This window comes from Mesorhizobium sp. M7D.F.Ca.US.004.01.2.1, assembly GCF_003997785.1.
Lineage (GTDB): Bacteria > Pseudomonadota > Alphaproteobacteria > Rhizobiales > Rhizobiaceae > Mesorhizobium > Mesorhizobium loti.
The window spans coordinates 1-14022 of the sequence record NZ_RZRQ01000153.1; the positions used below are offsets into that span (position 1 = coordinate 1).

Below are 14022 nucleotides of genomic sequence, written 5' to 3' on the forward strand. Positions count from 1 at the left end.
GTGCCAGCAAAGGCAAGCGCAAAGCCGGCGGCCAAAGCCCCGGCCAAGACTGCTGCCGGAAAGACAGCGTCCGCGGCAAAGCCCGCCGCCGTCAAGCCGGCGGCGAAGGCGGTAGCGGCGACAAAGGCGCCACCGGCAGCCAAGCCTGCCGAGGCTGCCGCGAAGCGATTGCCGAAAGCACTGACGGCGCTGGCCGCGGGACTGCCGGAAAAGCCGTGGCTCAAGAGCTATCCGAAAAACGTGGCGGCCGAAATTGGTCCCTTGCCCTACAGTTCGATCGGCGATTTCCTGGTTGGCGCCTGCAAGCAATTTTCCGCGCAACCAGCCTTTACCTGCATGGACAAGTCCATCAGCTACACCGATGTCGAGCGGCTGTCGGCGGCCTTCGGCGCCTACCTGCAATCGAAAGGCCTTCAGAACGGTGCGCGCATCGCGCTGATGATGCCGAATGTGCTGCAATATCCGGTAGCCATGATGGCCGTCTTGCGCGCCGGCTATGTCGTGGTGAACATCAATCCGCTCTACACGCCGCGCGAGCTCGAACATCAGCTGAAGGACTCCGGTGCGCAAGCCATCGTCATCCTGGAGAACTTTGCCAATACCTTGCAGGCGGTGATCGCCAGGACGGCGGTCAAGCATGTGGTGGTCGCCGCGATGGGCGACATGCTCGGCGGCCTGAAAGGCACCATCGTCAATTTCGTCGTGCGCCGCGTAAAGAAGATGGTGCCGGCCTGGTCTCTGCCCGGCCATGTCAAGTTCAACGCGGCCTTGAAGGCCGGCGCCGGCGCGACTTTCAAGCCGGTCAAGGTGGCAGCCGACGATGTCGCCTTCCTGCAATACACAGGCGGCACCACGGGCGTCTCGAAGGGTGCCACGCTGTTGCACAGCAACGTTCTCGCCAATGTCGCGCAGAACGCGCAGTGGATGGAGGACGCCTATACGATCAAGCCGAAACCGGCGCACCCCAACTTCATCTGCGCACTGCCGCTCTATCATATCTTCGCGCTGACGGTGAACGCGCTGATGGGCATGCAGCAGGGCGCCCGCAATGTGCTCATTCCCAACCCGCGCGACATTCCCGGCTTCGTCAAGGAACTGCAGAAATATCCGGTACACATCTTTCCGGGCCTCAACACGCTGTTCAACGCGTTGCTCAACAATGAGGATTTCCGCAAGCTCGACTTCAAGCCGCTGGTGCTGACGCTGGGCGGCGGCATGGCAGTGCAGAGAGGCGTCGCCGAACGTTGGAAGGCGCTGACCGGCTGTCCGGTCACCGAAGGCTACGGCCTCTCGGAAACCTCGCCGGTGGCCACCGCCAACAAATTCAGCGCCGGCGACTTCACCGGCACGATCGGCCTGCCGCTGCCCTCGACGGAGATCGCCATCCGCGACGATGACGGCAACAACCTGCCGCTCGGCGAGGTCGGCGAAATCTGCATCCGGGGACCGCAAGTGATGGCGGGCTACTGGAACCGGCCTGATGAGACCGCCAAGGTGATGACCAAGGACGGCTACTTCAAATCCGGCGACATGGGCTTCATGGACGAGCGCGGCTACACCAAGATCGTCGACCGCAAGAAGGACATGATCCTGGTCTCGGGCTTCAACGTCTATCCGAACGAACTCGAGGAAGTCGTGGCGATGCATCCGGGCGTGCTCGAAGTGGCGGCGATCGGCGTGCCGGATGAGCATTCGGGCGAGGTGCCGAAACTGTTCGTCGTCAAGAAGGATCCCGCGCTCACCGCAGAGGCGCTCACCGCTTTTTGCCGCGAGAACCTGACTGGCTACAAGCGGCCCAAATACATCGAATTCCGCACCGAACTGCCGAAGACACCGGTCGGCAAGATCCTGCGGCGAGCGCTGCGCGAATAGTGGATGACGATCTTGCCGACAACGACGCACCGGATCGGTGCTCGCGCCTCGACCCGGCGACGTTCATCAAGGCGAACATGCGCCTTGTCCCTGTGCCTGCGCTCCCAGAAATCCAGTTTTACACGGCTCACCCCGGCAGCGGATTGAGGCGGCTCGTCGAGCCCGAAGACGATGCGGAAGACGTGCCGGAGCCACAACCGCCCTACTGGGCCTATATATGGGCCGGCGGCGCCGTGCTCGCGCGCTATGTCCTCGACCATCCGATGACCGTGGCGGGTCGCCGCGTGCTCGACCTCGGTGCCGGTTCCGGCCTTGTCGGCATCGCCGCCGCGAAAGCTGGGGCACGCGAAGTAATCGCCGCCGAGATCGACCGCAACGGCGTAGCCGCGATCGGCCTCAATGCCGCAGCCAACGGCGTCGAGATCATCATTGTCGACAAGGACATCACCACGGGTCGTCCGCCGGCCGTCGACCTCGTGCTTGCAGGGGACGTGTTCTACGGCCGCGAGGTCGCTCTGCGCGTCATCCCGTTCCTCGATCGCTGCCTGGCAGCCGGCATCGAAGTGCTGGTCGGCGATCCCCGCCGCACCGACCTGCCGCTGTCGCGGCTACGGTTACTCGCCGAATACCGGGTGCCGGATTTCGGCGATGCGAAGGGTGCCGCGACCAAGCCGAGCGGTGTGTTTTCCTTTGAGGCGGAAGACCGCTGGCGCTGAGATCAAAACCCAGTCACTCGGAATGACCGGATTCGACCTCCATCTTTGCCGCAACGACGTTGCTGGCCGTTACCTGAAAGCAGACATTCGACTGCGGCATCGCGTTGGCCGTTTTGCGCCTGATTCCCGCCGTTTGGGCTTGAAGTAGGAAACGGCTCCGACGCGGCTGGCCCGCCCTCGGAACGGGACCTGCTCGACTTGGCGAGAAGCTGCCATAGCAGCGTCGAACCTGGGAGGTTGCAATTCTCCAGAAGGATAATTATCTAGCGCGCTAGATACTAGCTCACCAGTGAACTCTAATTTGTCTCTTTAGGTTACGGTATGGCACCTAAAAAAAGCCCATCACAACAGGTTCGGATGCAAATCTCGTTCGCCCTCTACGGGGCGGCGGGTCGGATGGCACGCATGCACAAGCCGTTCCTCGATCCGCTGAGCCTGACCTTTCCCCAGTATCTTGTGATGCTGGAGCTCTATACGTCCGCGCCTCGGACCGTCGGTGATCTTGGAAACGCTTTGGGCATGGACACCGGCACGATCACGCCATTGCTCAAGCGGCTCGAGACCTGCGGGATGGTGACGCGAATGCGCGATCCTGAGGACGAACGCCGGGTCCTTGTCGATCTCACGCCTGCCGCTCGCAGCATCCAGGACGCGGTTTGGAGCATCTCCGGCAAGATAAAGAGTGCCTGTCAAATGTCCGAGGACGAGATCATGGCGCTGCGAGACACTCTTCATCACTTCGCTCACCCTGCCAAAATTTGAAAACCAAAGGATATGAAATGAAAATCGGAATCATTGGGGCCGGCAACATCGGCTCGCTGGTCGCAAAGAAGCTGGACGCCGCCGGCCACCAGGTGAAACTGGCCAACTCGCGTGGCCCCGAAAGTCTGGCGGACACAGTTGCTGGCACCGGCATCCAGGCCGTTGAGAGAGAGGCGGCAGTGCTAGATGCCGATGTGGTCATCCTCTCAGTGCCCTTTGCCAAGAACCCAGACCTGGCAACGGTTCTTGCCGGCGCCCCTGCTGGTGCAATCGTGGTAGACACATCCAACTACTATCCAGCCCGTGACACCAAAATCTCCGAGGTGGATAGCGGCAAGCCGGAGACCGTTTGGGCCAGCGCGCAAGTCGGACGTCCCCTTGTTAAGGCTTGGAACGCCTTGCTCTCGCTAACCTTAGCCGAGGCCGGCTTGGAGGCCGGTGTTCCAGGTCGCATTGCGATCCCGATCTCGGGTGACGACGCCGCAGCCAAAGCACTTGTCTCCGATCTCGTCAGCGTCACCGGCTTCGATACGGTGGATGCGGGCACTCTCGAAGAGTCCTGGCGACTGCAGCCGGGCACTCCTGCCTATTGCACTGAGTTGACCGCCGACGAACTCAAGGCTGCGCTCACCGCCGCTGACAGGAAACGCGCTCCATTGAACCGCGACGCTATCATGGCGTCGTTCTCCAAGCCGGATGTAGAGTTCACCCGAACTGGCGCAGTCGCAACCAATCGGTCTTTGTCTGCTTGATGTAGATTGCGGCCGCCCGCTATAAAGCGGGCGGCACGCTACCTTCGCCAGTTACTGGGGCGCCACTTTACACTGGGCCACCGCCACGGACCCTCGCACTCCATATGCTCTGAAAATTTCTGGAAGGAATGAACCTTACGGGAAACCGTGGCCCCTGGCGTCATTGACCGTCTCGCTAATCCACGTGTTGATATTGCTCGAATTTCCAGTCCGGCCTTGTGACAGTTAGGTAGGTAAGCGCGCCGGTTTCAATGTAGTGGGCAATGCCTGCTTCAACGACCACGACGTCTTTCTCACCCACGTCGTACTCCTTATCGCCAACGATAAATTTGGCCGTTCCTTTAACAATGAAATATATCTCGTTGGTTTCCTTATTTAGGTGCTGACCTGTTAGCGGGCTTCTCATCGTCAGTGTCTGATATGAAATTCCTACCTCGCTGTTTAGGAAATATTTCCATATCGTGCCCTCTAAAGTATTTATTTCTCTCGATTTGTTAGCTGGAATATGCATCGATTGTCCTCATTGATCGTACTTAGTTTTTCTTCATCGAGTTGCGGCGAATTTGCTCTATTCGCCGCCGAATTCTCGCGCTCGGCCTGTGGCCACGTTTTTCGTCTGATCTGACCACTAGGCGCCGCAGGCACAGTCAGCCGCGCTGAACCGCAGCCTCGAGCAGCACCTTGGCCGCATCGCGCGTTGCAAGCGGTTCAACGCCCCCCCGCATGGCTTGCGCGTTCACGAGCGAGCCCTGGATGAGTGCGAGAATCTGAACGACCACGCTCTCTTGATTTTTCAACTTCAAGGGCTGGACGAGCGACGCGACAAACTTACGTAGGTCATGGAAGTAAGCTGCGAGCGTTGCCTGCACCTCTGGCGTTTCCGCGTCCGGTCCGAACTCGGCCAGCCCGCGAACGAAAGGACAGCCGCGAAAAGTAGGCGCTTGAAAGGACGCGTTCAGTGCGTCGAAAATGGCCAGCACGCGATCCAGCGGTGCCGGTCCAGCTTGTTCAGTCGCAGTCGCCAGCATGTCGAACCACAGCGCGCTTTTATGGCGCAGATAGGTAGCTGCAAGATTGGCCTTCGAGGGGAAGTGCTTATAGAACGTCATCTTTGCGACGCCGCTCTCGGCGATGATGCGATCGATTCCCACGGTATGGATGCTGTTCCGATAAAATAGCTCGGACGCTGTTTTCAGAATTCGCTGTCGCGGAGCCAGGGCGTCCAGCGACCGCGATTCCAGGTCGAGGTACTCACTCACATCCAAAGTTTTCATTCTCGCCTGCCGGTGCGCGTTCGGTGTAGAAACAGAATAGTCTGTCTATTTTCCCATTGCAAGATACATACAGGTCTGTATATATCTCGCTTGCCCCGTTAGGTGGGCAAGCGAGAGGATCGAGAAAATGAGCAGTAAGGTTGCAGTTGTTACCGGGGCGAGCAGCGGTTTTGGAAAGCTCACCGCCTTGGAGCTCGCCAGGCGCGGTCACGTGGTGGTCGCGACCATGCGCGACATCGAAGGCAAAAACAGCCAAATCGGCAGCGAGCTAATCGACGCTGCAAAAACCGGAGGGCATCTCCTGCAGGTCATTGAGATGGATGTAACGGACGAAGCGTCGGTCAACGCTGCGATCGATCGGGTGGTCAAGCAACACGGCAGAATCGATGCGCTCGTCAACAACGCAGGCACGATGTTCGTCGGCTTGACCGAAGCCTACACGGTGGCAGACATCGAGCAGCAATTTGCCGTGAATTTTTTTGGGGCTGTAAGGGCCGATCGCGCCGTACTACCACATATGCGTGCAGCGGGTAGCGGCGTCCTCATCCATGTGACCTCGTTGATGGGGCGCGTCATCGTTCCGTTCTTTGGTGTTTATTCCGCCAGCAAGTTTGCGCTTGAAGCGCTAGCCGAGGCGTATCGATATGAACTGTCCAGCTTCGGGGTTGACTCAGTGATCGTGGAACCGGGGCCATTTCCGAGCAATCTGCTTCCATCCAGCCCAGCGCCCTCCGACGAACAGGTATTGGCGACATATGGCGCTGTTGCGTCGGTCCCAGGCCAAATCAAAAACAACTCCGACCAGGCACTTGATCCTGCGAATCCACCCCGCCCTCAGTTGGTGGCTGACGCCATCGCACGGCTAGTCGAGGCTACGGAACGGCGCCCATTGCGCACCGTCGTCATGCCAGAGGGCATGGACTTCGGGGTGGAGGGACTGAATCAGGCCGTCGCTCCCATTCAAAACAACCTGCTGACTGCGCTCGGAATGTCGAACATGATCTGACAGCGGGTACGGCCAATGGCGGTCGTAGTGGCGCATCCGAAGCGAAGATGGCCTCCTGGATCGTGCACCGGCCGTGCCCACCGTTGTGGGCGGAAAGGGCGGCGCGACAAATCCGGAGCAGTTGTTTGCTAACGGCTATGCCGCCTGCTTTGAGGAATGTGGTTACAGACACGCCCTCTGACCGAATGTTAGCAACGCGCTCCATTTTTGCCACGCGGGTAGTGCCCCCAAGTGGCAGCCTACAACCTCAAACGACGGCTTTCGGCCCATGGCAGACATAGAAGCGAGCGACTGCATGTCTGCTTTCCTGAGCTGCTTCCCCGAAATCTGCCCGCTTTCCACCCGATCTCAGCCGTTGGCGGGAAAGTCCAAGTTGATTTTGCCCCGGCGTTGGAGTCAGATCGTCTCCTTGACCCGCGCCGAGAGAAAGTCAGGCAGATCGGCAACCGAATCGAGAACGACGTCGGCAATGCCGGACAGCGATTCGCGTGTGCCGGTGCCGGAGAGCACGCCGACCGCCAGCCCGCAGCCGCCGGCGCGCGCCATTTCGAGGTCATGCCTGTTATCGCCGACCATGGCGATCTCCGCCGGCCTTAGGCCGGTGAGATCGCTGAAGGCCAGGATGGTGTCGGGCGCCGGCTTCGGATTGGCCACCGCGTCGTAGCCATAGGCCGCGTCGAACAATTGGGCGACGCCAAGCGTGACCAGCGTCTTTTCCGCACCGCTGGTCGAATCGTTGGTGGCAACGCCAAGCCGGTAGGACTTCCTGTGCAGTGCCGTCAGCGTGTCGACGATGCCCGGCAGCGCCACCGCCATTGCCGAGCCCTGCATCGAGGTGATCTCGTTGAAGCGGGCAACCGCAAGCATCTGGTCCTCGTTGGACAGGCGCGGGAACCACAATTCGACGACGTCGAGATTGGTGCCCGACGCAAAGATCGAGTCCGGCTTGAAGCGCTTGTTGGTGAAATCGAAACCGGCAGCGGCCAGCAGCCTGTCGGCTTTCCAGCGATCGCCTTCCGACGCATCCATGGCCATGAAGTCGGCAATGCCGAGCCAGGTCGCGTTGAAGTCGACAAGCGTTCCATCCTTGTCGAACAATATTCCCTTGATGTCTGCCAAACTTTTCACTCCGAGCCACGCAAATGGTGGATGAATCCCACAAGGCCAGCGGTCGATGCGTCTCGCTTCGCGGCACTTTCCTTGCCCTCCACGACAGGCAAAAGGCCGGTGGCCAGTTCCTTGCCAAGCTCGACGCCCCACTGGTCGAAGGAGTTGATGTTGAACAGCGTACCCTCGACGAAGACGCGGTGCTCGTAGAGCGCGATCAGCCGGCCGAAGGTGCGCGGGTCGAGTTTGCGGTAGAGGATGGTCACCGAGGGCCGGTTGCCGGAGAAGACGCGGTGCGGGGCTATCTTGTCGACCTCGGCCGGCTTCATGCCCTTGGCCAGCATCTGGGCGCGGGCCTCCTCAAGCGTGCGGCCCTTCATCAGCGCTTCCGACTGCGCCAGGCAGTTGGCGAGCAGCAGATCATGCTGATGCTTGAGATCGGGCTCGTGGCCGATGGCCGCGGCGAGGAACTCGACCGGGATGAAATCGGTGCCCTGATGCAGCAGCTGGAAGAAGGCATGCTGGCCGTTGGTGCCGGGCTCGCCCCAGACCAGCGGTCCGGTCGGCGTCGCCGCAGCCGTGCCTTCGAGGGTGACGCTCTTGCCGTTCGATTCCATGTCGAGCTGCTGCAGATAGGCAGGCAGCCTGGACAGGCGCTGGTCATAAGGGATGACGGCGCGAGCCGGGTAGCCGCAGATCACGCGATGCCACCAGCCGACCAGCCCCAGCAGCGCCGGCAGGTTCTCCTGCACGGGCGCGATGCGGAAATGCTCGTCCATCTCATGCGCGCCATCGAGAAAGGCACGAAAATTCCTCGGGCCGACAGCGATCATCACCGGCAGGCCGATGGCGCCCCAGAGCGAATAGCGGCCGCCGACCCAGTCCCAGAAGCCGAAGACGCGATCCGGCGCGATGCCGAACTTGGCCACCAGGTCGAGCGCGGTCGAGACAGCGGCGAAATGCTTGCCGACCGCTTCCTTGCCGAGCGCCTTCTGCACCCAGTCGCGCGCCGTCTGGGCATTGGTCATCGTCTCGACGGTGGTGAAGGTCTTGGAGGCGATGATGAAAAGCGTGGTTTCGGCGGACAGCCCCTTCAGCGTGTCGTGGATATGGGCGCCGTCGATGTTGGAGACGTAATGCGCGCGCGGCCCGTCATGATAGGGCGCCAGCGCCAGCGTCGCCATGGCCGGGCCGAGATCGGAGCCGCCGATGCCGATGTTGACGATGTCCGTGATCTTCTTGCCGGTGGCGCCGGCCGCCTTGCCCGAACGCACGGCATCGGCAAAGGCGCCCATGGCGTCGAGCACGGCGATGACATCCGCCTTGACGTCCTGGCCATCGACAATGACGCCCTTGCCGGTCAGGTTGCGCAGCGCCGTGTGCAGCACGGCGCGGTCCTCGGTGACATTGATCTTCTTGCCGGCAAACATCGCGGCGCGACGGCCTTCGAGATCGGCCGCCTTGGCGAGCTTTTCCAGCAGGTCCATGGTGGTTACGTCGACCGCGCATTTCGACCAGTCGAGCAGAAGGTCGCCATCGGTGGCGGAGAAGGTCTCGAAGCGCTTGGGATCGACGGCGAAAGCCTGGCGCATGCTGGCGGGCGCCGCGGCGCGATGATCGCGCAACGCGGCGAGCTGTTTTTGAAAGGACGATTGATCCACTGCCAAACTCCGAAACCTCGAGCCATCATTACGGACCGGATGTTTCCGGCGCGTGTCGTCGCGACAATCTATTGAGCCGAATTCCACTCGTTTCAATGCGCAGCGATGACGCAGACGTCACGCAGCGATGACGCACGGAGTCATCGCCGGGATGACGCGCCGCGTCACCCTGGCATACCGCAGCGCAGCATCAAAATGGCGTGAAGGATCACTGGCATAAATCCCAACGATCAGAAAAATTGATTGGCGCAACCCCTTGTGCCACGGTTACGTTCGGCTGGTCCAGCCAAGCAAAAAAGGCTGGCCATCGAGGAACATCTTCCATGCCACAGCGAAACGATACGGCGATATGGTCCGGCCTGTTCCGGATTTCGGCTGAATCCGGCCAGACCCTGCAGGCGCAAATCCGCCAAGCCATCGTGGCCGCCATTCTCGACCGCCAGATCGCCGCTTCGATGCCGCTTCCTTCCTGCCGGATCCTGGCCGAAAAACTCGGCGTTGCGCGCGGAACCGTCGTGCTGGCCTTCCAGCAGCTCGTCGACCAGGGCTTCCTGGTGGCACGCGAGCGGCGTGGCCATTTCGTCAATCCCGATGTGCTGGCGACGCCGGCCAAGCCGCACCAGAAGGCACCCGACCAGGCCAACGAGATCGACTGGAAGGCACGCCGCAAGATCGCCGCCAGCGACATGCCGCCGCCGGCAAAGCATGAGAACTGGATCAAGTCGTCCTACCCCTTCGTCTACGGCCAGTTCGATCCGGCGCTGTTCCCGACCGCCGAGTGGCGCGAGTGCAACCGCATGGCGCTTGCCGTGCTCGAGATCCGCAACTGGGCGTCCGACATGGTCGACCGCGACGATCCGCTGCTGATCGAGCAGATCCAGGCGCGGCTCCTGCCGCGGCGCGGCATCTTCGCCAATCCCGACGAGATCATCGTCACGCTGGGCGCCCAGAACGCGCTCTATATGCTGGCGACGCTGCTGATGGCCAAGGGCTCGAAGGTGGCGATGGAGGACCCCGGCTACCCCGACGCCCGTTCGATCTTCCGCCTTGCGGGGGCCGAGATACAGCCGGTGCCGGTCGACCAGTCCGGCATCGTAACCGCTTCTATTGCCAATGATTCCGGTTTCGTCTTCGTCACGCCCAGCCACCATTGCCCAACCATGGTGCCACTGTCGGCGGAACGGCGGCAGGATCTTCTGGCGCGAGCCAACCGCTACAACCAGATCATCATCGAGGACGGCTATGACAGCCAGCTTCTCGACGAAGCACCGCAGCAGGCGTTGAAGAGCCTCGATCGTTCCGGCCGCGTCGTCTATGTCGGCTCGATGTCGAAGACGCTGGCTCCCGGCCTGCGGCTCGGCTATATCGTCGCTTCGGCTGGCCTGATCTCCGAACTCAGGGCACTGCGCCGCTTCATGCTGCGTCATCCGCCGGCCAACAACCAGCGCGCCGTCGCGCTGTTCCTGTCGCTTGGCCATCACGAGGCACTGGTGCGGCGGCTGTCGTCGGCCTTCGACGAGCGGCGCAAGCGGCTGGTCCATGCGATTTCCGCCTTTCTGCCGGAGTGGCGTTCGACCGATTCGGCCGGCGGCACATCGCTGTGGCTCGAGGGACCGCGCGGCACCGATGCGCGCGGGTTGGCCGAGGCAGCAGCCTCGCGCAGCGTCATCATCGAACCGGGCGACCGTTTCTTCGATCGCACTGAAAAACCTTCGCGTTTCATGCGGCTGGGCATCTCGTCGATCGCGCTGCAGCACATCGAGCCAGGCATCCGCGAACTGGCCACCGCCGCCGGACGCAGGCCCGCGGCCGCCTGATCCATCACCTGACCCTTGGACGGAGCCGCGCAAGCGTGGCTCCGTCCTTTAGCCCTCTGGCATATGTAACCGGACCGGCTGGCCCATAGGCTGTGCCAATGCCGGCGGCATAGTCGGGAGCACAAGGGGAAGAAGCAGCCGATGGTGGACCAACCGCCGCGCTCTGCTTCTCAGAAAGGTGGAGTGCCTCCATGTCAGTTCTTGAAAAGCAGGAAGCGGCGGCGGATCAGCGTTCGCGCCGCTCCGGCGGGCGCGAAGCGCGCCGCGCCATGCGGGCAGCACCATTGGCCGACGACATCAAGCCGGTACGTGCCGGCCTCGAAGGCGGCAGCTACGGACCGCTGACCCGGAACGACCAGGAACGCATCCACGAAGCGGTGCTGACGCTGCTGGAAACGGTCGGCTTCGCCAACGCCATTCCCTCCTGCATCGAGGCCCTGACAGAGGCCGGCGCCAGCTATGGCGACGATGGCCGCATCCGGTTCCCGCGCGCACTCGTGCTCGACACGATCAGACGAGCGGCACGACATTTCACGTTGCACGGCCAGGACCCCAAGCACGACATGCTGATCAAGGGCAAGCGGGTGCATTACGGCACGGCGGGCGCCGCAGTGCATCTGGTCGATGTCGAGAAGCGCGAATACCGCGAATCGCTGCTGCAGGACATCTATGACGCCGCCCGCCTCGTCGAAGGGCTCGACAACATCCATTTCTTCCAGCGGCCGATGGTGCCGCGCGACATTCCCGACCCGCTCGAAATGGACTTCAACACGCTCTATGCCTGCGTGATGGGCACGTCCAAGCATGTCGGCACCTCATTCACGGTACGCGAGAACGTGCAGCCGGCGCTCGAAATGCTTTATGCAATTGCCGGCGGCGAGGAGAATTTCCGCGCCCGGCCGTTCGTGTCGAATTCCAACTGCTTCGTCGTGCCGCCGATGAAGTTCGCCGAGGACGCCTGCGGCGTGCTCGAAGCCTGCGTCGAGGGCGGCATCCCGATTCTCCTGCTGTCGGCCGGCCAAGCCGGCGCCACGGCGCCTGCGGCGATTGCCGGTGCGGTGGTACAGGCGGTGGCTGAAGTGCTGGCCGGTCTGGTCTACGTCAACGCCATCAAGCCGGGCCATCCGGCGATCTTCGGCACCTGGCCGTTCGTGTCGGATCTGCGCACCGGCGCCATGTCCGGCGGTTCGGCCGAGCAGGCGGTGCTGACCTCGGCCTGCGCGCAGATGGCGCAATTCTACGATCTGCCCGGCGGCTCAGCCGCCGGGATGACGGATTCGAAATTGCCCGACATCCAGTCCGGCTATGAAAAGGGCATCACCGATGTGATGGCCGGCCTTGCCGGGCTCAATCTTGTCTATGAATCGGCCGGCATGCACGCTTCGCTGCTCGGCTTCTGCCTGGAAAGCCTGATCATCGACAATGACATGCTCGGCCACTGCCTGCGCTGCGTGCGCGGCATCGAGGTGACGGACGAGGCGCTGTCGATCGACACCATCGCCGATGTCTGCCTGAAGGGACCGGGGCACTATCTCGGCAATGAGCAGACGCTGCGGCTGATGCAGACCGAGTATTTTTACCCCGCCGTCGGCGATCGCTTTTCGCCCAAGGAATGGAACGAAAAGGGCCGGCCCGACATCTTGCAGCGGGCGATCATCGAGAAGAAACGCGTGCTTGCCGAGCGCTTTCCGCGCCATGTGCCGAAGCTGATCGACGACAAACTGCGCGCCCGCTTTGGCGAGATGATCAAACTGCCGCGCGGCAGCATGGGCGGCTAAAGAGCGCTCGCCGGAACAGTTATTCGGCGCTCAGCCCGTACCGCTCGACGACCTCGGCATTGATCAGTTTGGCGTGCAGCGCCATCAGCACGATTTGCGCATCGAAACTGTCGCCGGCCTGCACCGCGGCCTCGACCCGGCGCTCCACCTCCTGCCGCTGCTGCAAGCCATGGGAGCTTTCGAATGTTTCAGGCCCGGCGATGCAATAGCTGAACAGCCGCGCCACTTCCGCATAGGCTTGGCTGGGCGGCTCGTCGGGCCAATGATCCTTCATCAGATTGACGATGGTGAGTTTCACGCCCTCCGGCACGAGGGCGGGATGAAGGTCGGCGCCACGCAATGCGGCGTCGAGCTGCCTGAGATCGCCCGAGCGGCCGAACAGTCCGAGGAAGCCGAGAGAAGAGCGTCGTCCCGCCATGAGTCCCAATCCGTTTCCAACCACTTAGGTGGTTCGCAAGCGGAATACAAAGGAAGGCGGACATCTAAAGCGTGTCGCGTCTGAATGGATTCAGACGACCCGCTGTCTTTGTTTTGATGCATGTCGTTCTCCCAAAACCGAGGTCACTTTTGGGCGACATGCATTAGCCACCCGCCGCCAACAGCAAGACACCGGCCAGGGCGCATGCGGCGAGCGTCGGCAGCATGCCGATTTTCAGCTTCAGGATGGCGATCATGGCAGCACCCGAAAGCAGCGCCGCGCGCCAGTCGATCGACGAAAACACCGGCACATTCATGCCGAGACCCGTCGCGTGCACCTCACGGAAGATGACGTGCAAGGCAAACCACAAAGCGAGATTCATGATCACCCCGACAACGGCGGCGGTGATCGCGCCAAGTGCTGCCGACAAGGCCTTGTTGCCGCGCAGGGCCTCGATGTAGGGCGCGCCGAGGAATATCCAGAAGAAGCACGGCGTGAACGTCACCCACAAAGTGAGCAACGCGCCCAGCGATCCGGCAAGCAGCGGGTCCAGCGGTCCGGCGTGGCGGAACGCGGCGATGAAACCGACAAACTGCAGCACCAGGATGAGCGGACCTGGCGTCGTTTCGGCAAGCCCGAGACCATCGACCATTTCACCCGGCGCCAGCCAGCCGAAGGACTGGACGGCTGCCTGCGCGACATAGGCGAGGACCGCATAGGCGCCACCGAAGGTGACGACCGCCATGAGACTGAAGAACCGGCCTATCTCGGTCCAGACGCTTGCAGAGCCGGTGAACCACCAGACCACAAGAACAGGCCCGAGCCAGATCGGCAGCCAGATGGCGACAGTGCGCGGTGC

At 61.9% G+C, this 14022-nt stretch carries 13 protein-coding genes and 1 pseudogene; 8 read left to right on the top strand and 6 right to left on the bottom strand.

Annotation, left to right across the window (positions count from 1 at the left end; translation table 11 throughout):
• The 4 genes from EN993_RS20245 to EN993_RS20260 all read left to right on the top strand — a co-directional run bounded on the left by EN993_RS20245 (position 1) and on the right by EN993_RS20260 (position 4102).
• Entirely contained in the window at positions 1-1872 is a 1872-nt protein-coding gene (locus EN993_RS20245) for a long-chain fatty acid--CoA ligase (RefSeq protein WP_281040570.1), read from the top strand.
• Positions 1872-2588 (top strand): methyltransferase, encoded by a 717-nt coding sequence (locus EN993_RS20250; protein WP_245468921.1) that lies wholly within the window; start codon positions 1872-1874, stop codon positions 2586-2588. Before EN993_RS20245 ends, EN993_RS20250 begins: the two co-directional genes overlap by 1 nt.
• Positions 2589-2993: 405 nt before the next feature.
• Positions 2994-3350 carry a MarR family transcriptional regulator gene (locus EN993_RS20255; protein ID WP_245468922.1) on the top strand — a complete coding sequence of 119 codons (357 nt, stop codon included), beginning with the start codon at positions 2994-2996 and terminating at the stop codon, positions 3348-3350.
• Positions 3351-3367: 17 nt separating this feature from the next.
• Positions 3368-4102 (top strand): NAD(P)-binding domain-containing protein, encoded by a 735-nt coding sequence (locus EN993_RS20260; protein ID WP_109666168.1) that lies wholly within the window; start codon positions 3368-3370, stop codon positions 4100-4102.
• A gap of 175 nt (positions 4103-4277) precedes the next feature.
• On the opposite strand, the gene EN993_RS20265 is transcribed toward EN993_RS20260, so the two are convergent.
• Together EN993_RS20265 and EN993_RS20270 are read right to left on the bottom strand one after the other, a co-directional pair.
• The gene (locus EN993_RS20265; RefSeq protein ID WP_109666166.1) at positions 4278-4613 is read right to left on the bottom strand and encodes a cupin domain-containing protein; all 336 of its coding nucleotides are present in this window, start codon (positions 4611-4613) and stop codon (positions 4278-4280) included.
• Between the two features lie 136 nt (positions 4614-4749).
• Positions 4750-5376 (bottom strand): TetR/AcrR family transcriptional regulator, encoded by a 627-nt coding sequence (locus tag EN993_RS20270; protein WP_109666164.1) that lies wholly within the window; start codon positions 5374-5376, stop codon positions 4750-4752.
• A 127-nt stretch (positions 5377-5503) separates the two neighbouring features.
• Between EN993_RS20270 and EN993_RS20275 the strand changes: the two genes are divergently transcribed.
• Together EN993_RS20275 and EN993_RS37860 are read left to right on the top strand one after the other, a co-directional pair.
• Positions 5504-6382 carry an SDR family oxidoreductase gene (locus EN993_RS20275; protein ID WP_127264644.1) on the top strand — a complete coding sequence of 293 codons (879 nt, stop codon included), beginning with the start codon at positions 5504-5506 and terminating at the stop codon, positions 6380-6382.
• Positions 6379-6536, top strand: a pseudogene (locus EN993_RS37860) (Ohr subfamily peroxiredoxin); the annotation flags it as partial. The gene EN993_RS20275 and the pseudogene EN993_RS37860, both read left to right, overlap by 4 nt.
• A gap of 242 nt (positions 6537-6778) precedes the next feature.
• Here the strand turns inward: EN993_RS37860 and EN993_RS20285 are convergent.
• Positions 6779-7501: an HAD family hydrolase gene (locus EN993_RS20285; RefSeq protein ID WP_109666160.1), complete on the bottom strand. Its 723-nt coding sequence runs from the start codon at positions 7499-7501 to the stop codon at positions 6779-6781.
• Positions 7502-7506: 5 nt separating this feature from the next.
• Complete coding sequence (gene pgi / locus EN993_RS20290) at positions 7507-9150, bottom strand: glucose-6-phosphate isomerase (RefSeq protein ID WP_127264645.1); 1644 nt, start codon at positions 9148-9150, stop codon at positions 7507-7509.
• A 323-nt stretch (positions 9151-9473) separates the two neighbouring features.
• Here pgi and EN993_RS20295 point away from each other — a divergent pair, with 323 nt between their 5' ends.
• Positions 9474-10967, top strand: coding sequence for a PLP-dependent aminotransferase family protein (locus EN993_RS20295; RefSeq protein ID WP_109666156.1), 1494 nt, complete (start codon positions 9474-9476; stop codon positions 10965-10967).
• A 191-nt stretch (positions 10968-11158) separates the two neighbouring features.
• Positions 11159-12745 carry a trimethylamine methyltransferase family protein gene (locus EN993_RS20300; RefSeq protein ID WP_127264646.1) on the top strand — a complete coding sequence of 529 codons (1587 nt, stop codon included), beginning with the start codon at positions 11159-11161 and terminating at the stop codon, positions 12743-12745.
• Between the two features lie 19 nt (positions 12746-12764).
• On the opposite strand, the gene EN993_RS20305 is transcribed toward EN993_RS20300, so the two are convergent.
• Complete coding sequence (locus EN993_RS20305) at positions 12765-13163, bottom strand: hypothetical protein (RefSeq protein WP_127264647.1); 399 nt, start codon at positions 13161-13163, stop codon at positions 12765-12767.
• A 163-nt stretch (positions 13164-13326) separates the two neighbouring features.
• Positions 13327-14022, bottom strand: a 696-nt coding sequence (locus EN993_RS20310; protein ID WP_164757732.1) for a chromate transporter, incomplete at its 5' end; no start/stop codon positions are given.

Coding starts and splice junctions, on each gene's coding strand:
- EN993_RS20275 (WP_127264644.1), top strand. CDS start 5,504: ATGAGCAGTAAGGTTGCAGTTGTTACCGGGGCGAGCAGCGGTTTTGGA.
- EN993_RS20300 (WP_127264646.1), top strand. CDS start 11,159: ATGTCAGTTCTTGAAAAGCAGGAAGCGGCGGCGGATCAGCGTTCGCGC.
- EN993_RS20260 (WP_109666168.1), top strand. CDS start 3,368: ATGAAAATCGGAATCATTGGGGCCGGCAACATCGGCTCGCTGGTCGCA.
- EN993_RS20270 (WP_109666164.1), bottom strand. CDS start 5,376: ATGAAAACTTTGGATGTGAGTGAGTACCTCGACCTGGAATCGCGGTCG.
- EN993_RS20265 (WP_109666166.1), bottom strand. CDS start 4,613: ATGCATATTCCAGCTAACAAATCGAGAGAAATAAATACTTTAGAGGGC.
- EN993_RS20305 (WP_127264647.1), bottom strand. CDS start 13,163: ATGGCGGGACGACGCTCTTCTCTCGGCTTCCTCGGACTGTTCGGCCGC.
- EN993_RS20295 (WP_109666156.1), top strand. CDS start 9,474: ATGCCACAGCGAAACGATACGGCGATATGGTCCGGCCTGTTCCGGATT.
- EN993_RS20255 (WP_245468922.1), top strand. CDS start 2,994: ATGCACAAGCCGTTCCTCGATCCGCTGAGCCTGACCTTTCCCCAGTAT.